The sequence below is a fragment of the Amycolatopsis sp. NPDC051071 genome, from assembly GCF_040682875.1.
Taxonomy (GTDB): domain Bacteria; phylum Actinomycetota; class Actinomycetes; order Mycobacteriales; family Pseudonocardiaceae; genus Amycolatopsis.
In genome coordinates, this window is sequence record NZ_JBFBBY010000001.1 from 1 (window position 1) to 23,248 (window position 23,248).

25 protein-coding genes are annotated in these 23,248 nt (G+C 67.9%); 12 read left to right on the forward strand and 13 right to left on the reverse strand.

All coding sequences use genetic code 11. The annotated features are described in order from the left end of the window. Nucleotides 1-186 precede the first annotated feature (186 nt). The 4 genes from AB0M65_RS00005 to AB0M65_RS00020 are packed head-to-tail and all read right to left on the reverse strand — an operon-like array spanning nt 187 to nt 3,436. Nucleotides 187-1,092 (reverse strand): haloalkane dehalogenase, encoded by a 906-nt coding sequence (locus AB0M65_RS00005; protein ID WP_364018848.1) that lies wholly within the window; start codon nt 1,090-1,092, stop codon nt 187-189. A gap of 56 nt (nt 1,093-1,148) precedes the next feature. Next, nucleotides 1,149-1,601, reverse strand: coding sequence for a DUF350 domain-containing protein (locus tag AB0M65_RS00010; RefSeq protein WP_061980368.1), 453 nt, complete (start codon nt 1,599-1,601; stop codon nt 1,149-1,151). 53 nt (nt 1,602-1,654) lie between these two features. Further along, nucleotides 1,655-2,821, reverse strand: coding sequence for a glutathionylspermidine synthase family protein (locus tag AB0M65_RS00015; protein ID WP_364018851.1), 1,167 nt, complete (start codon nt 2,819-2,821; stop codon nt 1,655-1,657). Continuing rightward, nucleotides 2,822-3,436: a hypothetical protein gene (locus tag AB0M65_RS00020; protein ID WP_364018854.1), complete on the reverse strand. Its 615-nt coding sequence runs from the start codon at nt 3,434-3,436 to the stop codon at nt 2,822-2,824. Between the two features lie 94 nt (nt 3,437-3,530). On the opposite strand from AB0M65_RS00020, the gene AB0M65_RS00025 reads away from it, so the two are divergent. From AB0M65_RS00025 to AB0M65_RS00040, 4 genes are all read left to right on the forward strand, one after another. Further along, on the forward strand, nt 3,531-4,535 hold the full coding sequence (locus AB0M65_RS00025; protein WP_364018857.1) for a septum formation family protein: 1,005 nt from the start codon (nt 3,531-3,533) through the stop codon (nt 4,533-4,535). A gap of 4 nt (nt 4,536-4,539) precedes the next feature. Further along, entirely contained in the window at nt 4,540-4,890 is a 351-nt protein-coding gene (locus AB0M65_RS00030; RefSeq protein ID WP_364018860.1) for a metallopeptidase family protein, read from the forward strand. 213 nt (nt 4,891-5,103) lie between these two features. After that, complete coding sequence (locus AB0M65_RS00035; protein ID WP_364018862.1) at nt 5,104-6,366, forward strand: MFS transporter; 1,263 nt, start codon at nt 5,104-5,106, stop codon at nt 6,364-6,366. Between the two features lie 50 nt (nt 6,367-6,416). Beyond that, nucleotides 6,417-6,881 (forward strand): hypothetical protein, encoded by a 465-nt coding sequence (locus AB0M65_RS00040; RefSeq protein ID WP_364018865.1) that lies wholly within the window; start codon nt 6,417-6,419, stop codon nt 6,879-6,881. Here AB0M65_RS00040 and AB0M65_RS00045 read toward each other — a convergent pair. The 3 genes from AB0M65_RS00045 to pheA form a co-directional block, all read right to left on the reverse strand. Next, nucleotides 6,878-7,528, reverse strand: coding sequence for a DUF4232 domain-containing protein (locus tag AB0M65_RS00045; protein ID WP_364018868.1), 651 nt, complete (start codon nt 7,526-7,528; stop codon nt 6,878-6,880). The two genes, AB0M65_RS00040 and AB0M65_RS00045, sit on opposite strands and share 4 nt — an antisense overlap. A 143-nt stretch (nt 7,529-7,671) precedes the next feature. Further along, a complete protein-coding gene (locus AB0M65_RS00050; RefSeq protein ID WP_364018871.1) occupies nt 7,672-8,292 on the reverse strand; it encodes a histidine phosphatase family protein in 621 nt (206 codons plus the stop codon). After that, complete coding sequence (gene pheA, locus AB0M65_RS00055; protein ID WP_364018874.1) at nt 8,289-9,197, reverse strand: prephenate dehydratase; 909 nt, start codon at nt 9,195-9,197, stop codon at nt 8,289-8,291. Before pheA ends, AB0M65_RS00050 begins: the two co-directional genes overlap by 4 nt. A 98-nt stretch (nt 9,198-9,295) precedes the next feature. Here pheA and AB0M65_RS00060 point away from each other — a divergent pair, with 98 nt between their 5' ends. The 3 genes from AB0M65_RS00060 (at nt 9,296) to AB0M65_RS00070 (ending at nt 11,529) form a co-directional block, all read left to right on the forward strand. After that, entirely contained in the window at nt 9,296-9,937 is a 642-nt protein-coding gene (locus AB0M65_RS00060) for a macro domain-containing protein (protein ID WP_364018877.1), read from the forward strand. Between the two features lie 159 nt (nt 9,938-10,096). Continuing rightward, on the forward strand, nt 10,097-11,029 hold the full coding sequence (coaA, locus tag AB0M65_RS00065) for a type I pantothenate kinase (RefSeq protein WP_364018880.1): 933 nt from the start codon (nt 10,097-10,099) through the stop codon (nt 11,027-11,029). Nucleotides 11,030-11,358: 329 nt separating this feature from the next. Next, a complete protein-coding gene (locus AB0M65_RS00070; RefSeq protein ID WP_364018883.1) occupies nt 11,359-11,529 on the forward strand; it encodes a hypothetical protein in 171 nt (56 codons plus the stop codon). Nucleotides 11,530-11,618: 89 nt separating this feature from the next. Here AB0M65_RS00070 and AB0M65_RS00075 read toward each other — a convergent pair whose 3' ends face one another. The 5 genes from AB0M65_RS00075 to AB0M65_RS00095 form a co-directional block, all read right to left on the reverse strand. Beyond that, on the reverse strand, nt 11,619-12,035 hold the full coding sequence (locus AB0M65_RS00075; RefSeq protein WP_364018886.1) for a type II toxin-antitoxin system VapC family toxin: 417 nt from the start codon (nt 12,033-12,035) through the stop codon (nt 11,619-11,621). Further along, nucleotides 12,032-12,331 carry a type II toxin-antitoxin system Phd/YefM family antitoxin gene (locus AB0M65_RS00080; RefSeq protein WP_364018889.1) on the reverse strand — a complete coding sequence of 100 codons (300 nt, stop codon included), beginning with the start codon at nt 12,329-12,331 and terminating at the stop codon, nt 12,032-12,034. Before AB0M65_RS00080 ends, AB0M65_RS00075 begins: the two co-directional genes overlap by 4 nt. Nucleotides 12,332-12,402: 71 nt before the next feature. After that, nucleotides 12,403-13,959 (reverse strand): DUF1841 family protein, encoded by a 1,557-nt coding sequence (locus AB0M65_RS00085; protein ID WP_364018892.1) that lies wholly within the window; start codon nt 13,957-13,959, stop codon nt 12,403-12,405. A gap of 174 nt (nt 13,960-14,133) precedes the next feature. Beyond that, nucleotides 14,134-15,447 (reverse strand): DUF6880 family protein, encoded by a 1,314-nt coding sequence (locus AB0M65_RS00090; RefSeq protein ID WP_364018895.1) that lies wholly within the window; start codon nt 15,445-15,447, stop codon nt 14,134-14,136. Further along, nucleotides 15,444-16,388 (reverse strand): nitrate- and nitrite sensing domain-containing protein, encoded by a 945-nt coding sequence (locus AB0M65_RS00095; RefSeq protein ID WP_364018898.1) that lies wholly within the window; start codon nt 16,386-16,388, stop codon nt 15,444-15,446. The genes AB0M65_RS00090 and AB0M65_RS00095 overlap by 4 nt, the downstream gene beginning before the upstream one ends. 121 nt (nt 16,389-16,509) lie before the next feature. On the opposite strand from AB0M65_RS00095, the gene AB0M65_RS00100 reads away from it, so the two are divergent. The 5 genes from AB0M65_RS00100 (at nt 16,510) to AB0M65_RS00120 (ending at nt 20,804) form a co-directional block, all read left to right on the forward strand. Then, entirely contained in the window at nt 16,510-16,827 is a 318-nt protein-coding gene (locus AB0M65_RS00100; RefSeq protein ID WP_364018901.1) for a nucleotide pyrophosphohydrolase, read from the forward strand. Nucleotides 16,828-17,196: 369 nt separating this feature from the next. After that, nucleotides 17,197-17,355 (forward strand): hypothetical protein, encoded by a 159-nt coding sequence (locus AB0M65_RS00105; protein ID WP_364018904.1) that lies wholly within the window; start codon nt 17,197-17,199, stop codon nt 17,353-17,355. Between the two features lie 24 nt (nt 17,356-17,379). Beyond that, nucleotides 17,380-18,516 (forward strand): hypothetical protein, encoded by a 1,137-nt coding sequence (locus tag AB0M65_RS00110; RefSeq protein ID WP_364018907.1) that lies wholly within the window; start codon nt 17,380-17,382, stop codon nt 18,514-18,516. 9 nt (nt 18,517-18,525) lie between these two features. Beyond that, a complete protein-coding gene (locus AB0M65_RS00115; RefSeq protein ID WP_016330621.1) occupies nt 18,526-19,152 on the forward strand; it encodes a response regulator transcription factor in 627 nt (208 codons plus the stop codon). A gap of 116 nt (nt 19,153-19,268) precedes the next feature. Then, entirely contained in the window at nt 19,269-20,804 is a 1,536-nt protein-coding gene (locus AB0M65_RS00120) for a hypothetical protein (RefSeq protein ID WP_364018910.1), read from the forward strand. Here the strand turns inward: AB0M65_RS00120 and AB0M65_RS00125 are convergent. Further along, nucleotides 20,794-23,007 (reverse strand): hypothetical protein, encoded by a 2,214-nt coding sequence (locus AB0M65_RS00125; protein WP_364018913.1) that lies wholly within the window; start codon nt 23,005-23,007, stop codon nt 20,794-20,796. The two genes, AB0M65_RS00120 and AB0M65_RS00125, sit on opposite strands and share 11 nt — an antisense overlap. Nucleotides 23,008-23,248 lie beyond the last annotated feature (241 nt).

Below are 23,248 nucleotides of genomic sequence, written 5' to 3' on the forward strand. Positions count from 1 at the left end.
TTACCGGGGGACCCTCCCTGGCCACTGTTTGGTCGTGTGGCTTTTTCTTGTCTTTTGTGAGGTGGGCCCCACTCATCATTAATTTCGTCCGGCCGCCACCCCTCATGACGTTCTCCCGGCGTGTCATGAAAGACCCTTTCCTGACGAAAAACGTCAGGAAAGGGTCTTTCATGACACCTACGGGACTCAGGAGTTCACGAAGCGCGCGATGACGTCGCCGAGGCGGGTGCCGGCGTCCTCCTGGAGGAAGTGCCCGGCGCCGGTGATCGTCGGATGCTCGAGTTCACGGGCGCCACGCATCGAGCCCCGCAGTTCGAGGCCCCACGGCGCGGTGATCGGGTCGCCGTCGGAGAACGAGACCAGGAACGGCTTGTTCAGTTCCGCCAGCACCTTCAGTGCCGCCCGGTTGGCCGCCGAGGCCGGGTCTTCCGGCGTGATCGGCACGAGTGACGGCATCGCACGCGGCGCGGCCTTGTACATCTCGTTCGGGAAGGGCGCGTCGTAGGCGGCGCGGACCGCTGCCGGAAGCTTGGTCTGGCAACCCGACTGGACGAACCGGCCGACGTCGAGGACCTGGGCGCCCTCGACGGTCTCGCGGAACTTGTGCCAGATTTCGGGCATGTCGGTGTCGCCGCTGGGGAGGCCGGTGTTGGCCGCGACGATCCGGGAGAAACGGTCGGGGTTCTCGGCGACCAGCCGGAGGCCGATCAGGCCACCCCAGTCCTGGCCGACCAGGGTGACGTCGGTCAGGTCGAGGACGTCGAAGGCGAACGCCCGCATCCACTCGACGTGCCGCTGGTAGGTGTGGTCGACCATGTCGCCGGGTTTGTCGGAGCGGCCGAAGCCGACCAGGTCGGGTGCGATCGCGCGCAGTCCGGCGCCGGCGAGCACCGGGATGACCTTGCGGTAGAGATACGACCAGGTCGGCTCGCCGTGCAGCAGGAGCACGGGCGGCCCATCGGCCGGTCCGGCCTCGACGTAACCCACTCTGATCACGCCGCCGTGAAGGTCGACGAGTTCCGCGTAGCGCGGTTCGAAGTCGAAATCGGGCAGGTCCGAGAACCGGTTGTCCGGTGTCCTTAAAAGGCGCACGACTCCCACGTTAGTGGGGTTCGTGCGCCTTTGCCGTTTTCAGAAGGTCGGGAAAGTCACGAAATGCCGACGGCCACGACCAGGCCGAGTGCGAGGTGCGCGGCCGCGACGACGACGCTGACCGGGGCGAACTTCTCGCTCTCGATGGTCGAACGGACGTCGATGCGGGTCGCCCACTCCAGCAGCCGGACCGCCAGCACCTGCACGACGATACCCAGCAGGCCATAGACCAGCGAGGTGATCAGGCCCTCGGTCAGGTCGCTGGCGGAGTTCGCGATCGCCACGACGACGATGAACGCCATCGACAGCAGCCCCGACGCGGTCACGATCACCGCGTTCGGCAGGCCGCGGCTGACCAGCTGGGACAGCTTGCCGGGCGTGGTCCAGTCGATGGCCCAGAACCCGGCGAACATCAGCAGCAGGCCGACGACGCCGTACAGGAGGATCGCGCCGATCCCTCGCACGAGGTCGGAGCCGAACGTGTCGGACAGCGCAAGGGTGGTGGTCACAGAACTCTCCAGAGGTACCGGTCGAAAATGTCAGGATTTGTGCGGTTCTTCTATCACGACTCGACGATGCGATGCGGGACGAACGCCGCACCGTCGTCCGTAACGAGACCCGCGGTCTCGCGGATCCCGAGGCCGGCGGCGTGGTCTCCGACGATCCACGCACCCAGCGCGGGCCGGTAACCCTGGAACTCCGGCAGCGGGTCGAACGCCTGGTAGACGTAGCCTTCGGCGCCGTAGACACCGTCGGTCTGCGTCTCGTACCCGGTGGCGACGATCTGCACGTTCGCGCCCTCGCGCCCGAGCTTCGGCTTGCGGACGTACTCGGTCAGCAGACCGGGGTCGTCGGCGAAGGCGGGCAGCAGGTTCGGGTGTCCCGGGTAGTTCTCCCACAGCACCGCGAGCAGCGTCTTGTTGGAAAGGATCATCTTCCACAGCGGCTCGACCCACAGCGTGCGTGGCATGGTCTCGACGGCGAACCGGCCGAACTCCTCGTCGACCACCCATTCCCACGGGTAGAGCTTCACCACGGTCGCCATCTGCTGCTCTTCGAGGTCGACGAACCGCTTGAGCAGCGGGTCCCAGCCGATTTCCTCGATCGACAGCCCGACGGTGTCGAGCCCGGCCTCAGCCGCGGTCTCCTGCAGGTACGCCGTCGTCACGTGGTCCTCACCGGACGGATCGGCGGACGACCAGGTGAAGTGCAGTTCGTTCGAGGGCAGCTTCTCGGCGAGTTCGCCCCAGCGCTCGACCAGCTTCTCGTGGATCGAATTCCACTGGTCGTCCTCCGGGAAGACCGCCGTCTTCCAGTGCCACTGCAGCACCGCTGCCTCGAGCAGCGAGGTCGGCGTGTCGGCGTTGTACTCGAGCAGCTTCGCCGGGCTCTTGCCGTCGTAGCGCAGGTCGAACCGGCCGTAGACGTGCGGATCCTGCCGCTTCCACGACTCGGCGATATGCGGCCACACCCACTCGGGGATGCCGAACCGGTGGTACTGCTCGGTGGTCACCACGTTGTCGACGGCTTCGAGGCACATCGAGTGCAGTAGTTCCACGTCCGCCTCGACGGACAGGATCTCGTCCATGTCGAAGACATAGTGAACCGACTCGTCCCAGTACGGCCGGGACTTGCCGGCACCGTCACGGGCGGGGGTGCCGAAGACCAGGCCCTGCTCTTCGACGATGTTCTGCCAGTCCCGCCGGGGCGGCTTGGAATCCCGATACAACTACGAGCCCCCGCTCTTGCCGGTACCGCCGGAGGTACCGCTCTTGCCGCTGATGCCGAACCCGCCGCGCTGGACGGACTTGCCCGATTTGGTGCTGACGTTCGCTCCCGACGGCGCGGTGTACGAACCGCCGGACACCCGCTGCCCGATCGCGCCTGAGCCGCCGTAGTTGTAGCGGTAGCTGTTGTAGCCACCGCCAACCCCGATCGGCATGAAGAAGAACCCGCCCGACGAGTACCCGCCGTGCGAACGGACGTAGTTCTCGTCGCAGTTCTGGTCGTCCTGGACGATCTCCGTGTCCTTGGTGGCGCAGACCGCCGTGACCTCTTCCGGCTTCGCGACGGTGTAGAACGTCGCGACCAAACCGACCAGGCCGACGGTCACCCCGGTGCCGATCAGGATTTTCCTCTTGGTCGACGACTTCTTGTCGGCGGCGCGGGTGGCTTCGGCGTCGAGCACCTCTTGGCGCTCCTGCTCCGCCAAGGCCTGCTGCCTTGCCCGCTGCTCGGCCAACGACGGCTGCCGCGCCTGCGTGCTGCCGTCCTGAAAGCGCATGGAACCGCGCTTGGGCGGCTCCTGGGGCGGCTGTGCCCCCTGATTGTCATCCTGCGTCATCGAAGCTCCGTAATCGCCCGCCGGCCCGAACCCGTGTCCAACACTAACCACCCGGTACGCGCACCTTACGTGCGGCGCGGGCATCATGGAGTGGATGTCTCAACAGGCCGAGCGGTTCCGTGATCCGCGAAACGCGCTGAGCACCCTGCGCACCCGGCTCGTCATGGCCGGTGTGTTCGTGGGGGCGATCCTCGCGCTTTCGCTGAGTGTCGCGTTCTCCTGGAACGTGGGCCCGGAGGGCGGCGCGGGCGGCGGCGCCCCCAAGCTGTCGGCCGCCGCGGCCGAAGCGTTCCAGTCTCCCCCGGGCACCTGCCTGGCCTGGAGCAACCCGGACGCCACCGACGCGCGGCGGGTCGCGTGCGCGGAGTCCCATCTGTTCGAGGTCACCAGCATCGTCGACATCGGCGCGCAGTACCCGCCACGCGTGCCGAGCCCGAACCTCGACCAGTGGCAGGAGATCTCCCGGTCGCGCTGCACCGTGGACGTCAAGCCGTACCTCGGCCACGCGCTGGACCCCTACGGCAAGCTGAGCATGAACCTGCTCCGGCCGACTCCCGCGCAGTGGGAGGACGGCGACCGGCAGCTGCGGTGCGGCCTGCAGTGGGCGGGCCCCGGCGGCAAACTGCAGCCGACCACCGGCCCGGCGAAGGACCAGAACCAGTCGGCGGTGTGGGAGCCGGGCACCTGCCTCGCGCTGCTCAAGGCCAGCTACGGCGACCCGCTCGACTGCGCCCAGCCGCATTCGTACGAGATCATCGCGACCCTGGACCTCAAGACGAAGTTCAAGGACGCCTACCCGTCGCAGGAACAGCAGAACACCTGGCTGGACACCGCGTGTTCGACGGCGGCGCAGGACTACACCGGCAACGCGGACCTGGCGGCGAAGAAGATCATCCTCGGCTGGGACGTCCGCGAGCAGGAAAGCTGGGACGCCGGGTCGACGCTGGTGAACTGCAAGGTCGCGGCGACCCTGCCGGACGGCAAGGGGCTCGCGCCGGTCACCGGGAGCATCAAGGTCGGCAACGGCGAGGCCCAGCCGGACGGCGGCCCGGCGAACCCGCCGCCGTCTTCTTCGTCCGCTCCGAAGACGGGCGGCTGAGCCCGTGCCCGTCGAGATGACCCGGCAGCGCTTCGAAGAACTGGTGTCGGAAGCCCTGGACGAGCTGCCCGGCGAATTCGCGACCGCCATGGACAACGTCGTGGTACTCGTAGAGGAGTTCAACGAGGAGTCACCCACGATCCTCGGGCTCTATCACGGCGTCGCGCTGACCGAACGGACCCACGAATACGGCGGGGTGCTGCCGGACCGGATCTCGATCTACCGGCAGCCGTTGCTGCGGATGTGCGACACCGAGGAAGACGTCGTCGAGGAGGTGCTGATCACGGTGGTCCACGAGATCGGCCACCACTTCGGCATCGACGACGCGCGCCTGCACGAGCTCGGCTGGGGCTGAGCCGCCGCACAAAGTGATAGCACAGGTCCCTTGCTCCCTTCCGGCGGATTCCGTGCCACCGGCGGTATGGTCGGTGATTTTTGTGCGTCGGGCACCAAGGGTTTTCCGGATTCTTAACCGGGTGTAACAACCCCGCCACTTTGGGCGACAGCCCCGCTAAACTTTTCGACACGCTGTCGTCGGCTGTCGCCGGCGAATGCCTGGGGAGGCGTTATGGCCGGAGCCACGATGCGGGGGACAGGTAACCGGCGGCTGCGCTGGCTGCTCACCTCCAGTGCGGCGTCGAATCTCGGCGACGGGATCGGCAAGGTCGCGTTCCCCCTGCTCGCGGTGACCCTGACCCGCGATCCGCTGCTCATCGCCGGGCTGTCGGCGACCCAGTTCCTGCCGTGGCTGCTGTTCGCGCTCCCGGCGGGCGCGCTGCTGGACCGGATCGACCGGCGCCGCGCGATGATTGTCGCGAACGCCGCCCGCGCGGTGGTCGTCGGCGCGATGGCCGTCCTGGTCGCGGCCGACGGGGTGACGATCTGGGTGGTCTACGTCGCCGCCCTGCTCATCGGCACCGCGGAGACGGTCGCCGACAGCGCCGCCAACGTGCTCATCCCGGCGGTCGTCGGCAAGGGTTCGCTCGACAGCGCGAACAGCAAGCTCCAGGCCTGCGAGATCGTCGGGCAGACCTTCCTCGGCGGACCGATCGGCAGCGCCACCTTCGCCCTCTTCGCTACGTTCCCGTTCCTGCTCAACTCCGTGGGCTTCGCGATCGCGGCGGTCGTGCTGATCGGGCTCGCGGGCAGCTATCGGCCGCGCTCCACAGAGCAGGGCGCGCCCGCCGACCTTCGCGCGGAACTGGCGGAGGGCCTCCGCTGGCTGAAGCACCACAGGCTGATGCTGCGCCTTGTCGTCGTCGCAGGGTTGATCAGCCTGGTCAGCGAGCTCGCGCAGGCGCAGTTGGTGCTGTACGCGATCGAGTACCTGAAACTGTCCGAGGCGACCTTCGGGCTCTTCGCGCTGGTCGGCGGTGTTGGCGGTCTGCTGGGTGCGGCCGTCGCCCCGCGTCTGGTGAAGGCGTCCAGTCGCCGCGCGGTGCTCATCACCGGAACCGGCTGCTGCGGTGCCGCGTTCGCCGGTATGGGCCTGACGAGTTCGCCGGTGGCTGGCGCGGGCCTGTTCGGTTTGTTCGCGGCGGCCGTCGTCGCGGTGAACATCGTCCTGGGGACGGCGCGGCACACCCTCGTGCCGGGTGAGCTGCTCGGCAGGGTGCTCGGTGTCTGGCGCACCGTCGTCTGGGGCGCGATCCCGGTCGGGGCCCTGCTCGGCGGGGTCCTCACCCACGCGCTCGGCTCCCCCGCCCGGACGTTCCTGGCGTCCGGGCTCCTGCTGTTCGGTGTAGCCGCTTTCGCGTTCGTCTCGTTACGGCCAGGCGCGCTCGATGACGAATCGGCCACGGCGTCGCGGGTACTGCACCAAGACCAGTGAAAACCGGGGTCTTTGGTGCTGAAATAGCACATCACCCTGGGAGGTCCGCGATGCAGACAGCGCAGTCGGAATCGCAGTCGGGGTCGAAGTCCGAACCGGACTCCGACAGACAACCGGCCCTGCCGTCACGACGTCCGCAAGTGGTCACCGCCCTCGCCGGGTTCGTGATCGGCGCCGGTGTCATCGGCATGCTGTGGGCGCTCTCGGGGGTCAACGCGGGTGCGCTCGAAGACGCGCAGGACGCCTGTCACGCACTCGCCAGGGTCGGCACGATCCCGGACACCACCGACTCGGCTCCCGGCGAACAGACCGTGCCGCTGCTGGCACCCGAGGTCCTGCACCGGATGACGGCCGCACGCGAACTCTCCGCCGCGGCGGCCGCCGCCAACGACACCTACAAGCCACTCGCCGAGCACATCGACGGCGTGAGCCGGATGGTGTTCAGCCTGCATTTCAACGAGATCGCCGGTCAGCGGCATCTGGCGCGGGCCGAACAGCTCTGCACCCAGCTCTAGCCCTTGTGGACCGTCTTGACGGTCAGCTGGTTGCCGGGGATCTTCCCCGCGCAGCCGAGCCCCTGCAGTGCGACGTAGTTCGACGCCGTCTCCTGCGGCAGGTACACCCGCAGCCCTCGGGTTTCGGTGGGCTTGCAGGCCGCCTCGTCGTAGTTGCGGACGTTCACGAAGCCGACATCGGTGGACGCGCTCTCGCCGTTGCCCAGCTGGATCGGGCCACCCTTGGCGCCGTCGCGGAACGCGGCCTCACCGACCTGATGGCCGTCCGCGCCGGTCACGTAGGACACCCCGGGGAAACCCTGGATGGTGCAGGCGTGCCCGCTGGAGTTGGTGATGACGAGCTTCCGGTACACCGTCCCGGCGGCCGCGTCACCGTTGGCGACGGAGATTTTCACGTCGCCCGCCTTGCAGAGCCCGTCGGCCTTCGGTGGCGGGGCGGGGACCTGCGCGGGCTGCGACACCGGTGCCGGGCTCGACGGACTCGCACTGGGCGCGGGCGAGGTCTCCGGCGCCGAACTGGGCGGCGACGCGGACGAACTCTGCGCGACCGGCGTGCTTTCCGAACCGCACGCGCTGAGCAGCAGGAGCCCGGCGGTCCCCGCGATGAGACCGCCGATGGAGATCATCTTCGAACGAACCATGGCCATTCGCCTCCTGTAGCCGGGTGACCCACCGATCAGTAGACGTGCTGTCCGCCGTCGGGGTTGCGCTTCCCCGGTGAATTCCCCACAAGGTGTTAATTGATCTCGTGGGGAGCATTCCCCGGAGGGCGCGGAGGCAAACGTGCGGCTCAGGAGGTTACGGGGGCTCCTGCCCAGGTGAGGCAGGTCCAGCCGTCGTCGGTCGCGGTTAGTTCGACGATGCCGGTATTCGGGATGAGGCCCTGATTGGCTACTTCAGCGTCGACGTTCCCGGCGAGCCATTCGCCGCCGAGCCGGATCGCACCGCCATGGCTGACGAGGACGATTGTGGCGTCCGGGTCGGCCTGCTCGTGCTTGGCACGCAGGCGGGCGACGGCGTCCAGCATCCGGCCGCGGACCTGTTCGCCGGTCTCGCCACCGGGGATCGGCGGGTCGAGTTCGCCGAGTGTCCACCGGCCCACGACGCTCATGTAGGTGGTGATCGAGTCCTTGTCGGTCTTGCCTTCGAGCTCGCCGGCGGCGACCTCGTGCACCCCGTCGACGATCTGGACGTCGAGGCCGAGCTTGGCGGCGAGCGGCGCGGCGGTCTGCTGGGCACGGATGGCCTGTGAGGCGTAGACCGCGACGATCGGCTCGCCGTCGAGCCGCGTCGCGAGGTCCTGTGCTTGTTCGCGGCCCAGTTCGGTGAGCGGCGGGCCGGGCAGCGCGGTGTCGAGCGCGCCCCGCACGTTGCCCTCGGTCTGGCCGTGGCGGACAAGGAGGAGTTTCACGCCTGTGCTCCCTTCCGGACCGACTCGACCCAGGCGATCGCGTCGGTGAAGTCCTCGTTGGCGGCACCCGGTTCGAGCACGGTCGTGCCACCGTCCGCACGCGGATGCGAACCGAGAAACCGCACGTTGCGGCAGCGGCGGCGCAACGCGGCCAGCACGTCGCCGATCCTTGGCTCGGTCACATGCCCCTCGAAGTCGATGAAGAACCGGTACTCGCCGAAGTTGTTCCTGGTCGGCCGGGCGTCCAGCTTGGTCAGGTTGATCCCGCGGACGGCCAGTTCGGTGAGCAGTTCGGCCAGTGCGCCGGTGCGGTTCTTGGCGGCCGCGACGATCGACGTGCGGTCGGAGCCGGTCGGTTCCGGCAGCTCGCCGGGGGCACGGACCAGCAAGAACCGGGTTTTGGCGTCGCGGACGTCGGCGACCTCGGTGGCCAGCACCTCCAGCGGATAGTGCTCGACGGCGACCGGGGCGGTGACGGCGGCGTCGAACTCGCCGGCGTCGACGGCGACCGCGGCGGCGGCGGTGGACGACGTCGCGACCGGACGGGCGCCGGGCAGATTCGCCTCCACCCAGTGGCGGACCTGCGCCAGTGCGTGCGGATGGCTCGCCACCGTGTGGATCTTGGTCGTACCCGGCCGGGTCAGCACGCTGAAGTGGACCGGCAGCAGCACCTCCGCCACCGCGACGAGCGGCTCGGCGTCGCTCAGGCTGTCGAGGGTGGCGGTGACCGCGCCCTCCACGGAGTTCTCGATCGGGACGCAGGCCGCGTCGGCCGCACCCGAGCGGACCGCTGCCAAGGCGGCCGGGATGGTCTCCGCGGGGATCAGCTCCTCACCGGGGGCGAGCCGGCGCGCGGCCTGTTCGGTGAAGGTTCCCTGTGGGCCGAAGTACGCGATCCTTGACACCCCGCCAGATTACGCACGCCGGGGGTGGCGACTTTCACTCGGACAGCCGGTACGCAAACCGGTTACGCCAGGTGGCTTTTTTTGTCATGCTTAAGGGCGTGACCGCCGAACCGGGCACGCACACCGGCCACGAGGATGTCGGCTCCTCTTCCGTTCCCTTGCCGGACCATCCCACTCCGGAGCTGGTGCTGTGCGCCGTCGATGACCTGCTCGCCGAAGCCTGGACCGCCGTCGCGGACACTGTGGACGGACGGATCTTCGTGCACCGCGGGTCGGTGCTCGACATCGTCGCCCAGGCCGTCGTCAGCCCGGCCAACTCCTACGGCTGGATGCGCGGCGGTATCGACGCGGTCTACGCCCGCGCCTATCCCGACGTCGAGCAGAACGTGCGCAGCGCCGTGCTCGCCTATCACGGCGGGGAACTCCCGATCGGTGAATCGGTGATCGTGCCGACCGGCGAGGCCGAACCCGCCTGGCTGATCAGCGCCCCGACGATGCGGGAGCCCGGCGAACGTCTCCCCCGCGACACCGTGCATCCGTACCTGGCCGCCCGCGCCGTGTTCCGGCAGTGGCGCGACGGCAGGCTCGACCAGGGCCGGGTCCGCGACCTGGTGCAGACGATCGCGATGCCGGGACTCGGCACCGGCGTCGGCGGGGTCGCCCCCGCCACCTGCGCACGACAGGTCGCCGCGGCCTGGGACGAGGTCTTCCCCTCCCACCGCACCCGTCACGGACGGTAACGCCCCGAAGCGGGGTACATCACATCGCAGCGCACTCTCGAGCGCTAAGCCCTACCGTTGAAGCGAGCTTCACCTGGTTCGAGGCACGCTTCCGCGCCGAGAACTCGTCAACACGGTTTTTGTACGGCGCCAGCGCAGGCGACGGGCGAGGAGTGTGCGATGCCGCGGGTCCGTGAGCTCAGCCCTTACGTGGAGCTTCACCGCGACCAATGGCGTGAGCTGCGCAGGTCGACCCCCCTGCCGCTGACGGCCGCGGAACTGCTGCGGCTGCGCGGTCTCGGTGAGCAGGTCGATCTCGCCGAGGTCGCCGAGGTCTACCTTCCGCTTTCCCGGTTGATCAATCTCCAGGTCGCCGCCAGGCAACGGTTGTACGAAGCCACCACCACCTTCCTCGGCGAGGACAGCCGGGGCACCAAGGTGCCGTACGTCATCGGGATCGCCGGAAGCGTCGCCGTCGGCAAGTCGACCACCGCACGCATCCTGCGCACCCTGCTCGCCCGCTGGCCGGATCACCCCAGGGTCGACCTGGTGACCACCGACGGTTTCCTCCACCCGCGGGCGGAACTGGTCCGGCGCGGGATCATGCACCGCAAGGGCTTCCCGGAGAGTTACGACCGGCGTGCCCTGCTGCGGTTCGTCACGGACGTGAAATCCGGGGCAGAGCGGGTCAGCGCGCCGGTGTACTCGCACCTCGCCTACGACATCCTTCCCGGTGAGGAACAGGTCGTTCAGCAACCCGACATCCTGATCCTCGAAGGGCTGAACGTCCTTCAGCCCGGCCCTCGGCTCACCGTCTCCGACCTCTTCGACTTCTCGATCTACGTGGACGCGCCGACGACCGACATCGAGCGCTGGTACGTCGAGCGCTTCCTCAAACTGCGGCACACCGCCTTCGCGGACCCTGCGTCACACTTCCACCACTTCGCCGGCCTCCCGGACGACGAGGCTCGGGCCGAGGCACGCCATCTGTGGCGCACGATCAACGAGCCGAACCTGATGGAGAACATCAAGCCGACACGGCCGCGGGCGACCCTCGTCCTCCGCAAGGACGCCGACCACACCATCAACCGGGTCCGGCTGCGCAAACTCTGAACTCGCACGCTGCGTGATCGGACCGGCACGGAATTCCTACTCACGGCGAGCGTTCACGGTGACTTCCAAGATCACTTCGCCGGAAGCCGATCACCCGGGCGAATTCCGGCCGTTCCCTCACAAGCACCAGCCTTCGCACCACCGGCGAGGCGTTCGTGCCTGCCGGTCGCGGTACGCGACCGGCGACCGGGTTCCCTCGGCCGATCGGCCGATCGACGCTCAGTACGTGTAACCGGTTGGCCGATACCGGCTACAGCCCCCCGAGGCGACCCTTGTGTCAGAGGCCCAAGCGGTTTCGAATGGGACCTTGAGCAGGGAGGAGGCTCACGATGTTCTCGATCATCCTGACCTGGGTCGGCTCGATTCTCGGACTCGCGCTCCTGGTGGCCATGGCCGTGGGAACCTTCTTCGTCGACTTCGACGACGCCCGTGGCGACCGTCGCCGGAAGAAGCCGGAAATCACGGAGAGCAAGGGCACCTCCGCGGCACCGCTGGGCTGAGCGGCCCGCCGCGATCCACCCTTCACCGTCTTGATCACTCGTTTAGTGGTTGGTTTCGGAAGACCTTCGTGGGTTTTGAAACCGACCACTTAGTCGAACGGGTTGTGCACCTGCGCGCCCAGCCCGGCCATGTCGGCGAGGTTCCGGGTGACCAGGGTCAGATCGTGGATCCGGGCGGTCGCGGCGATCAAGCCGTCGATGGACGGCACCTTCCGCGGCGCCTCCTGCCTGCCCCATTCGGCCGCGATGGCGGCGGTCACCGGAAGGATCCGATCCGAGAACTGCGCGGTCAGCCCGGCCAGCCAGTCGGCGAGGACGTCCGCCCGATCGCGATCACGCTCTCCCCGCTGCCTGAGCTTGTGTATCCCTCGCTCGATCTCCCCAACGGTCAGCACGCTCAAATAGAGCCTGCTCGACGACACTCCGCTCCACCACCTGGCGAAACCCGGGTTCTGCGTGCGGCGCCGGGCCTCGGACACGATGTTCGTGTCCAGCAGAAAACTCACCCGGTCACCTCCGAGACCTCTCTCGGCAGGTCGTCCGCGCGTTCGGCGGCGATCTCCTCCAGGACGTCGGCCAGCGCCTCACCCTGCTCGGCGTGGTGATGCTCGCCGGAGAGCAAGATCTTGAAGTCGACGGCTTCACCGCTTCCGGTCAGCCTGCGGTAGTCCACGATGTCGAGCACCACGGCCACCTCCTCCCCATGTTTGGTGACGAACTGCGGCCCCTCGGCCGCGGCCCGGCGCAACAGCTCACTCAGCCGCTGCTTGGCATCCTGCACTTGCCAGGTTGCTGCTTCCATCTAGACAGACTAGATGGAAGCTTGGGGGATGGCAAGGGGTGGGCAGGGGTGGATCGGTGGAAAAGTGCTGATCAGGCCAGTTCGCCGAGGGCCTTCCGGTAGTCGTCGATGTCGTAGTCCATCTCGTGCTCGCCTGCTTCACTCAGCTGTCCGGACAGCGAGTCGATGAGCCGGTCGAAGATCTCGTCGCGGTCCTGCCCGGCGTCACTCAGCCGCCGCACGGCCTGCCAGACCTCGGCTGGCTCGTCGAGCCAGAGCTGGTCGACGATCGTCGTCTTGAGCGCGAGCCGCATCCTCGGCTCACCGTCGAAGGTGTCCTCGGCCAGCGCCTCGTGGTACTCGGGGTGCTCGCCGATCACCAGCAGGCGGCGCTGCTCGGGGTCGGCGGGTTCGAGTTCCAGCTCCTCGTCGCCGATCTCCGTATAGACGGTGGGCACGGCGAACATCCGGCGTTCGAGGGCCTCCGCGAGTTCGGCCGGGTCCTCGATGCCTTCCGAGCCGTCGAAGTAGACGTCGAGCGTGGAGTCCTCTTCCTGCGCGAACTCCTCCAGGAACTCCGTCGCGCTCTCCAGCAGCGCCACGCGGGCGGCTTCCGGCAGCCCGGCACGGTCGGCGGCCCAGGTGACCCAGCCGAGCAGCGCGGGCTCCAAGGCGCCTTCGTACGCCTCCTCAATCTCGAATTCGCCGTCGAGCAGGGACTCGAGGAACCTGGCGAGCTTCTCGGGGCCGACCCGCAGCGGGCTGCCCGGCTCGGTCTCGCAGCCGTAGTCGACGAGAAGGCGCGCGTAGAACCGCGTCGCTTCGGTGTCCTCCACGAGCCCGGACCCGACGAAGTCGGCGACGACCTCTTCGCGGACCTGCTCGGGCCATTCGGTGACCTCGGGCGAAGGCTCGGCGGCCGGCAGTGCCCGGATCCACGCGATCGCGAGCGCGTGGAACCTCGCGTAGTCCTCGCTGACGTCGGGCTCTTCGACCTCGTCCGTCGCGGCCAGCCCGTCCGCGAGCAGCTGGTGCGCACGTTCGGGCAGCACCCGCTCCAGCGTGACCAGCTCTGGGTCGTCGGCGGCCTGCTGCCGCATCTCGGCCAGCACGTCGTGCGGCTTGTCCACCACGACGACGTCGCGGATCCGGCCGCCTTCGGTGAAGTCGACCAGCGCGAGCAGGCCGTGCTCGGCCTCGCCGCGGGAGAAGACACAGAGCAGGGAGGACTCGTCGCCGAAGACGTCACCGGTCCGCCAGCAGTCCCCGACGGTCACCTCGGCCAGCTCCGCCACCCAGTCCGGCTCCGGGATGCCCCGGCCCAGCACGGTGTTCAGCGCCGCGGCGGCCGCTTCGCGCTCTTCGTCGGTCTCGGCGAACACTCGCAACCCGGCGAGCAACGCGGCCGCGGCAGGCGTGATCTTCCGCTCGGCGAACGCGATGAGCTCCAGGCCCAGCGGCGTTTCGTCCGCTTCGACCTCGATCTCCCACCACTGGCCGAGCACCTCGGAGGTCAGCAGTTCGACGTCGAGCACCTCGGGTTCGGCACCAAGGGTCGAGAAGTCCCGGAGGACGTCCTTGAAGAGGCCCGTCACACTCGGGGTGGAGGGCTGGGCTGTCTTCTTGCGGGCACGGCTCACCGGACTCATGGCGACATGTTTTCACGCGATCCGGAACCGGCTCGTCGCGGTGGTCCTGGGCGCGCAACACGGGGTCCCGATCGCGGGGAGGACGCGGCGGACACCGGTTCAGGACCACCGCGACCAGATCGCGTCGCCGGGTTTCCTCGGTTCACTTCCCTTAACGACCGGCGACGGCCGCGGTTACGCCTTCACCGGTTTCGGAATCGCGATTCTCGCGGCCTTGACCTCGGCGATCAGCCGCGTCTTCCGTTTGTGTATTTCCACCACCGTGCCGAGGTATGCGCTGAATTCTTCAGTCGTACCGGCCTTTTTGTGCACCGCGCGCAGTTTGCGCAGCTGACGGGCCGCCTCGCGATAGGAGTTCGGATCTTTCCGCGTGATCAATTCTTCGACATGCTCCCGATAGATGGGAATTGTCTCGGCCGGATGGGCTATGGAACGCGACTCGGCGAGTTCGACACGCGTCGCCAAAGAGGCCTCGAAACGGACGGCCGCCCGCCATGCCTCGTCGGCGCGATCCTCACCGAGCAGCGCGCGGACGAGTTCGTCGGCGGCGTCCGTGCTCCCGGCGGCGAGTTCACGCAGGCGGGCCAGCGCGGTCTTGCGCTGGGCGACCCAGCGGCCGGTGTCCAGCGACTCCTCACGCAGCGCGAGGTAGGTCACGCAACCGGGGTTCTCGTCGAATTCCTTGCGCGACAAGGGAATCGGCTCCTCCACGACGGGAGGCGCCTCCTCCTTCTTGTCATGCGTGAGTGCCCGCGCCGCATGCGCGATGGCCTCGCTGTGCCGTCCCGCCGCACGCAGCACACGCACGATCTTGAGGCTGACGTCGACCCGCGGCGGCTTGGCGGCGAGGATCGCGACGAGCGCGTCGACATCGCCGGACACCTCCGCCAGCTCCTCGCGCAAGCGCTCGGCGGTCTCGCGCTTCGACCCGGCGGGCTGCCGCGCCAGCACTTCGTCCACAGTGGACTTGATCCGCGCGATTCCCTTCTCCCCCAAGGCGGAGGCGAAGTCGGCGAGGTCGATGACCGGCCGGCCCGGCCCGTCGAACTCGACTTCGAGGATCCAGTCGGCGAGGCTTTCCGGATCCGGCGGGCGCGCGACGCAGGCACGCGCGTACAGCTCGGCGGCTCGATCCAGCCTGTCCGCGATCTCACCCGAAGCGTCGTCGAGCTGCTCCAGCATCTCGCTGATGTCGTCCACCGTCCGGCGGGCGAGCGGGGCCAGATCGGCCCGGCTGCCGGCGTCGAGAAGCCGCTGAAGCGTGTCGAGGACGGAACCGACCTTCGCGGCGTATTCGACGTTGCCCGCCATGACGGCGGTGTCGAGCAGACGATGCGCCTCGGCGAGGTCACTCCCCTGGGTGACGAAGCGGCTCTCCAGGATTTGTCGTAACACAGGGTCACGCTCGGCGTGGGCGTGCAGCAGGTCCGCCAGCGTCTCCGCGTCCAAGGTGCGCAGGTAGGGGCGCAGATCCGTCGTGGAACTCACCCGGACAAGTCTGCCCGACCGGTTCGGTGACGCGTGTGGGCCAACAGCGTGCTCTTTCCGGCGTAGTCGTTCACCAGGTGTGACCAGCTCGAAGGCACCCGGCGGATCGGTCGCGGCAAGGTTTCGAGGCGCACCGGGCGGCGGATGACCGGGATCGGGAGACGCCGCGCGAGCAGCATGGCGACCGCCATCACCACCAGTGCGAGCAGGGAGATCGCCGTCGCGGCCGCCAGAGCGCCACTCAGCACGCGGCGGCCGCCGTCGATCGCGAGCTGGGCCGAGTACGAGATCTGCCGGGTGGCGAGGTCGCCGAGGGATCGGCTGACGACGCCGGCCGCGACGCGCCACGCGTCCTGGGTGACCGGGGGCGGGTTGGCCGCGCTCAACGCGGTTTCGACCGCGCCGAACCGGCCCCAGTCCGCACTTCCGACGAGGTCGCGGTAGAGCTGGCGACTACTTTCCGTCAGTTTTCCGGCGACGGCGTCGAGCCTGGAGTGGTAAGCGCCGACGGCCGCCGCGTAGTCGCGCCGCCCTTCGTCGTCGATCCCGGCGACCGCGAGGGCATCACTGCGGTCCATCCCTTCGACAACGGTGAGCAGTTCGACCGCGATCGTCTGCTGGTAGCCGACCTCGGCGTCGGGTGCGGCACGCGCGATCTCACGCAAGGCGGAAAGCGAGGTGTCGATGCGGTCGGCGTACGCGGTGTAGGTGGCGGAACGGCTGCCCGGCGCCTTCAACGCGGCAGCCCGGTCTCGCCGCAGCACCGCCATGCCCCGGCTCGCCTCGGCCATGGTGACCGCGCCGGCCTCGGCGTCGTCGCGGAGCTGGATGGCCTGGTGGACGAGGAACCCGCCGATGAACAACGCGACGAGCACCAGTGCCGCGCTCGGCACGAACGCGATGGAGAGCATGCGAGCGCGAAGGCTTCGCTGGTACGTCAAGGCTTTCCTTCCGGATCGGTCTCCCGACGTCCAGCGACGCTAGGCACTTCGCAAATTGCACGTCAACGCTCGTCCGCCATACGGCCGTTAGCGCACCGTGACGATCTGGTAGGCACGGCACGTGACACTCGACGATCTCAACCAGCGCCTCCGCGACTTCGCCGCGGCACAGGCCTGGGAACCGTTCCACACCCCGAAGAATCTGGTCATGGCGCTGTCCGGCGAGGTCGGTGAGCTGACCTCGCTGTTCCAATGGCTCACCCCGGAGGAGTCGGAGAAGTGGCGATCCGACCCCGAGCTGGCACACAACGTCGTCGACGAGATCGCCGACGTCACGCTGTATCTCCTTCAGCTGGCGAACAGTCTCGGCGTCGACCTCATCGAAGCCGCCAACGCCAAGATCGACCGGAACGAGCACCGCTTCCCGGCGCCCGATTAGCCACCTTTTGGGTCGTTCAGCTCGCACCGTGGTACTGGCACTGATGCTTTCACTGAGCGCGGTCGCCGCGCCGTCGTACGCGGTGCCACCGCCGATGACGCCGCGCGGGCCGCGGTGCCACAGGCGCGCGTTTTAACACTGACGTGGGACTTCTCCAGGCGCGTCCGATAGCGGGCTGGGAGGACGGGAACGGCGTCGTCTCAGTCGTCAACGGGACCGGTCCGGCCGGGATCGGGGCGCTCCCGGACTTGTTCGTCCACGGGCCGTCCTGGTTCACCGATCTCGGCTTTTCGGTCAGTGTCGAACAACGCTACGCAAGCGGGAATCCGCTGGTCGCGGGGCATTGGCGGACACGGGACGACGGGTCGGGTGGGCCACTTCAGGCGGCGGCTTCAGGCGGCCGTCGTCTCCGGTACTTCCGCGCTCGGCGGACGGGTCGTGCTGTTCGGCACCGAGCCACTGTTCCGTGATCACCCGAAGGGCTTGTACTCGCAGGTCGCCAAGGCGGTTTCCTGGGCGGCCGCCTGATCGAGACGTCTACGCTTTGTGGTCATGTCCCCCGTTTCCCGTGGCCGGAAGCCGAAGAAGGCCAAGAAGAACAAGAAGCAAACGACGAAGCCGAAGTCTCCGCTCGCCGCCGAGCCGGTGACCTTTCCGGACTGGTTCGAGGAGGGAGTCGAGAACGTCCTGAGCGGTGTCGGCGGGCTCATGGCCTGCGAGACGGCTCGGGGCCTCGAACAGGCCACGGCCGAGCTGCTCGGAGGCGAGCTGAAGCGCGCCATCGACGAGGAGCGGTACGGCCTCGACTTCGACCTGTTCTTCACCGCGGTCGTCGCCGAGATGTCCTTCCGGGCGAAGGCCGAGCCGACGGAGGCACTGTGGCGACTGCTGCACGGGCTGCTCGCGATCGCGGCTCCCGGCGTGGTGCCGTACCTGCGATCCTCGATCGCCCGCGTCGACGACGCGAGCCGGTCGGAATGGCCGCGGTCCCTCGCGGAGATCGAGGCGACCGGTGAAGTCTGGGAAATGCGCGACGTCTACGGCACCCGCCTCGCGGTGATCGCGGCGTACACCTACCCCGGCGTGTACCTCTTCGACGTCGACATGTCCGGAATCCCGGTCCTGGACGGCGGCGATGTCCACGACGACGTCGAGCAAGCCGTCGAAGCGTGGCGGAAGAAGCTCGGTGACGAAGCAGGCGACGCCGAACCGCGGGCGGTGACCGACACCGACCGACTGGGCGGCCTGCTCAGCTGCGACTTCGACGTCATCGGCTTCGAGTCACGCAACGCGCTGGACAACTGGTATCGAGCGCAGCGTCGCCTCGAGGATCTCGCGGCAGCGCTGAATAAGCGGAATCTACCGCTCCCGCCGTACCGAGTGTTCTTCGATGACGCCGACCCGGCCGAGATGACCACCCCGTTCGCCGCGTGGCATATCGAGCACTTCGGCAACGAGCCGGAGCCCGGGCTCGTGGAAGATCTCGCCCGCGAATGGATGGGTGGCCTGGTGCCGGACACCCGGTTCAGCGTCTCCCCCGGCCGGATCGGCTACTACCTGGAAGTGATCGGCGACTGGCGGGATCCCGCGGCGATGGCCCTGCTGCCGAAGTGGGCCCGCTGGCTGGGTGAGCGGGCGGGCCTGCCGTCCCCGCTGGTGGAAAGGGTGGTCGCCAAGGCGACGAAGTAACGTGGGGGTATGCCGATCCAGGTGCTGCTCATCGACGACCACGAGGTGGTGAGGCGCGGGCTGCGCGACCTCCTCACCGACGAGCCCGACATCGAGGTCGTCGCCGAGGCGAGCGGGGTCGACGAGGCCCTTGCCGTGGCGATGCACGTCGAGCCGGACGTCGCGGTGGTCGACGTGCGGCTCGGTGACGGCGACGGCATCGCGCTCTGCCGCGAGCTGCGTTCGAAGCCGAACCCGCCGCAATGCCTGATGCTGACCGCGTTCGACGACGAGGAGGCCATGGTCGGCGCGATCATGGCAGGCGCCGCCGGCTACCTGCTGAAACAGGTCCGCGGGCAGGACGTCGTCAACGCGGTCCGCGAGGTCGCCGCCGGCCGGTCGCTGCTCGACCCGCTGTCGACGGCGCGGGTGCTGGACAAGCTGCGGCATCCGCCAGAGGACGAACTCGGTTCCCTCACCGAACGCGAGCGCGAGGTGCTGGACCTGATCGGACAGGGCATGTCGAACCGCGAGATCGCGGAACGCCTGTTCCTCGCCGAGAAGACGGTGAAGAACTACGTGACGTCGGTCCTCGCGAAGCTGGGCATGCAGCGCCGTACGCAGGCCGCGGCATGGATCGCGCGCCGGGACAGGTAGTGCGCGAAATAAGCACCCCCCCCCCGTCATTTTGGGCGAAGGTCCCGGTTGATCCCGAGTTCGATCAGTGGCTCACCGTCCGGTTCTCTCATCGCGTTCTGGTCGTCGTCCGCACCGTGACCACCTTGACCCGGCTGCTCGACGTCGTGTCGCTGCTGAAGGATGACCCCCGGGTCCAGGTCGTGTTCACCCACAACGAGCGAGAACCGGCGATTCTGTCCTCCGGGGTCAGTGAGTTCCTCGCCTCGCTGGACGCGAAGGTCATCTCCTGGGACCAGGCGGTCAAAACCTCGTTCGACCTCGCGATAGCCGCCAGCGAGAACGACGAACTCCACCGGCTGAAAGCACCTGTTCTGCTTCTACCGCACGGCATCGGACACCAGAAGCGCTATCCGCACCAGATCGTCATTTCGGGGCTGAACCCGGCACGGCTGGTCCGCGACGGTCACGTCGTACCCAGCCGGATAGGTCTTTCGCACAGCAACCAGCTGCATTACCTCCAGCAGAACTGCCCACAAGCCGAGCCGCATGCCGTCGTCGTCGGCGACCCCTGCCACGATCGGATGCTCGCGAGCCTTCATCGCACGGCCCGCTACCGAAGGCTGCTCGACGTACGCGGGCGCAAGCATGTGGTGCTGGCATCGACTTGGGGGCCCGACTCCCTGCTCGGTTCCGATCCGGGTCTGCCGGCGCGTCTGCTCACCCAGCTTCCCGTCGACGAGTACAAGCTCAGCCTCATCGTCCATCCAGGTGTGTGGGCCGCACACAGCCCTTGGCAGATTCGAGCGTGGCTCTCCCGGGCCCGCCGTGCGGGACTCGCCGTGATCCCGCCCCAACGTGGCTGGCAGGCGACCATCGTCTCCGCCGATTGCCTGATCTCGGACGGCGGCTCCATCCCGCTGTACGCCGCGGCCGCGAAGATCCCCGTCGTGATCGGCAGCCGTGAACCCGCGACCGTGGTACCAGGCTCACCGCTGGCCGAACTACTCGTGAAGGCAGCACGACTCGACCCGGAACGAGACCTGTCCGAACAGCTCGACCAAGTCATCGCGAGCGAATCGCTCACCGATGTCACGGAGCAGGCGGTCGAGTTCCCCGGGAAGTGCGCGGAGCTTCTGCGACCACTTCTCTACGAGCTGATGGGCCTGGCCGAACCGGCTGCCCGCGCGGCGTTCCGCCCCACTCCCGACCCTGTCCCCGAGGTCATGGAACCTACGACGTTCTCGGTCGAGGTCCGGCAGCACGGCGACTGCTTGACGGTCCGCAGATTCCCCGGTGAGCGGGCAGGCCAGGTCGCGCCCCCGGATCGCCATCTCGTCGCACACGAAGAACTGTCCACACTGGACGAACTCGAAGGTGCTGCCGTGGTCTATTGCGAGTTCACCGGCGAGAACAGCGACTTCGCCGCCTGGGCACGGGAAATCGCTCGCCGTCGTCCCGATGCCGGGCTCATCGCGGGAGTCGGTGTGGACCGGTGCCTGCTCTGGAACACCGAAGGGCAGATCATCGAACTCACCACACAAGGTGAACCCCTGCCCGCGATTTCAGCCTGCTACTGGCGCGGGAAGCACGGCTTTCCGATGACGGGGTCGTTCCGCGTGCGCTGCGGCCCCGGCACGCGAACCGTGGTCGCCTCTGCCTTCACCGGGTGACCAGTGGCGGCAAGCCGTTGATGATCTTGGCGTGCACTCCGCCGGCACGCGGATGCCTGACCGCTTGCAACCGCTGCCAGACGCCGGACCAGTGGTGCCGAGCCAGCTCGAAATTCCCGCAATACCAGGCGGCGTCCCCGAGTGCCTCGGCGATCTCCAGGTCGTATTGATCACTTCCGGTGGGAGCCACCAGCCGCCAGACCTCCGGCAGCAGGTCGAGCGCCTGCCGCGCGGAAGCCGTGCTCCCACGGCTCAGCACCTTCGCCCGGACCAGCCAAACCTGGGCGAGATCACGGTTGTTCCCGGTATCCGTCTTCGACTCGGCCTCTTCGAGCAACTGAAGCGCGCCGGCGAGGTCGCCGAGTGGCACCAGGACGTTGGCGAGCATCCTCGCGTGCAACCCTTGCCCGCGAAACGGAAGGCCACCCAGCGTCCGGCTGATCGTCAACGCTTCGAAGAAGCAGGTGGCCGCCTCGGTGTACTGGCCGCGTTCTCGATGGTAAAGCCCGCGAAACTCCCAAAGTGACGCGCGGAGTTGACGATTCGTTTCGGTTTCGGGTGACTCCAACCGGTGAAGAAGCTCCCTCACCCGGCCGAACTCCACCTCCGCCCGCGAAAACTCCTGCAGCAGCGAATACAGGCGCGCCTGCTGCCCGATGGTCCTGAGTTGGAGTGCGACGTCTCCCAGCGCCTCCGCGCTGGCTATCCCCCATTTGTTGATCTCCACGAGCTCACGCGGATGTCCCCGGTGCAACCCGACAATTTCCAGTGCGCCACAGATCTGTGTCAGCTCACGATGGAGTCCGGCGTAATGGGCCGGTTCCGCCAGTGCACGGTAAACCGGGATTTCGGCGACCAGCAGATCGACCGGGTCCTGCCCGCGGGCGAGGTCCAAGGGGCGGGTGTCCTTCGGCAACGTCTGGTCGTACAGCCTCAGCCGTCCGCCGGGCATTTTCCAGTGATCCGCCTGTACCGCCCGGGTGCGGTGGAATCCCACGAGCCGCGGGAGTCCTTCGCCCTTCGGCAGATGACCTGCGCGGGTGAGCGCCTGCCTCGCTTGTTTGGTCAGCCGAAGCCGCTTGCCTGGCTCCTCGGTCACGAAGAAAACGGATTGGAGATGTACCAGCTCGGCAAGGACCTCGAACGGTTCACAACCGGCGACGGCCGCGGCCGCGTCGTGGGTGAAGCTCGGTCCCGGAATCTCACTCAGCAACCGGCAAACGTCCAGTTCACGTTGAGGAAGTCCGGCGAGAACCCGGTCGAAGGCGGCACTCACGGGGCCGAGGGCCCGCCCGCCGCGTAGTTCCTCCGCGAGGAGTTTGAGCGGCCGGGTGGCCAATGCCGCTCGCTGCCTTGCCGCTATCGCCGCGGCGACCACCGTGGCCGGAAACCGATCACATTCGACGAGGACTTCGTGGGTGCCGTCGGGATCGGCTGTGAGCAAGCCGGTTCCCGCGATCGCTTCGAGGAGCATCCGGTCCGCTCCCTCTTCGAGTCTGCTGAGGGGGACGTGCCGGGGATACTGCGTCACGAGCTCGTCAGGTGCGCCCTCGGTCAAGACCAGCACAAGACTCATCGGCGCCGGAGGCACCAAGGCCTGAAGATCGCGGACGTTTTCGACCGAGTCGAAGACCAGGAGCAGCCGCAGTGGCGTGAGAAAGGCGTTGTACTGGGCCTTCAGCTCACCGGCACCCGACGTGACGAGTTTCGGCTCCACTCCCAGTGCTTGGAGTACCGCCTCCCTGACCTGGCTGATCCTCAGCGGCGCTCCCGGGCCATCGCGATGATCTCCGAGGTCGATCAGCAGCGCGCCATCGGGATACGCACTGTCCGAGCGCATCCCGAAATGCTCGGCGAGCGCCGTTTTGCCGACGCCGGAAGGACCGGAAAGCACCACCACGCCGGTACCGGTCAGCTGGGCCTGAGCGCCGACGCGGTCGTACAGATTCGGCGAACGGGGAACGATCCGGGGTCGGGTATGGCTCATCTCGAGCATGCTTCCGACCAGTTCCCGCAGTTCCCTCGCCACAGCGGGGTCTTCGGCGGCCAGACGACGCACAGCGGCTTCCAGCGCGACCGGATCCGAACGCAGCCGTCGCTCGTCGCGTCGTCCCGACAGTTTCTTCCAGAGATACTCGGCCACCTTGCCGCCACTGGTGAAGCACAAGGCGATGGCCTGTTTGACGATCTCCGTCTGAATCATCGGATCGGTCACCTGTAACCCCCTCACAGCCGTACCGGACACGCTAGCAGCGCGGATCATCCGCGTCACTTAACGTGACTTCAGCCTGACCTGCGGCGAGTTCGTGCGTCACCGAGGCGTGCCGAGACCCCGCACTCGCGTGCTTGAAGGCGGAACTCGCGTGCTTCAAGGCGGAACTCGCGTGCTTGAAGGCGGATCTCGCGTGCTTGGAGGCGGATCTTTAAGCCTCAGGGGTGCACGG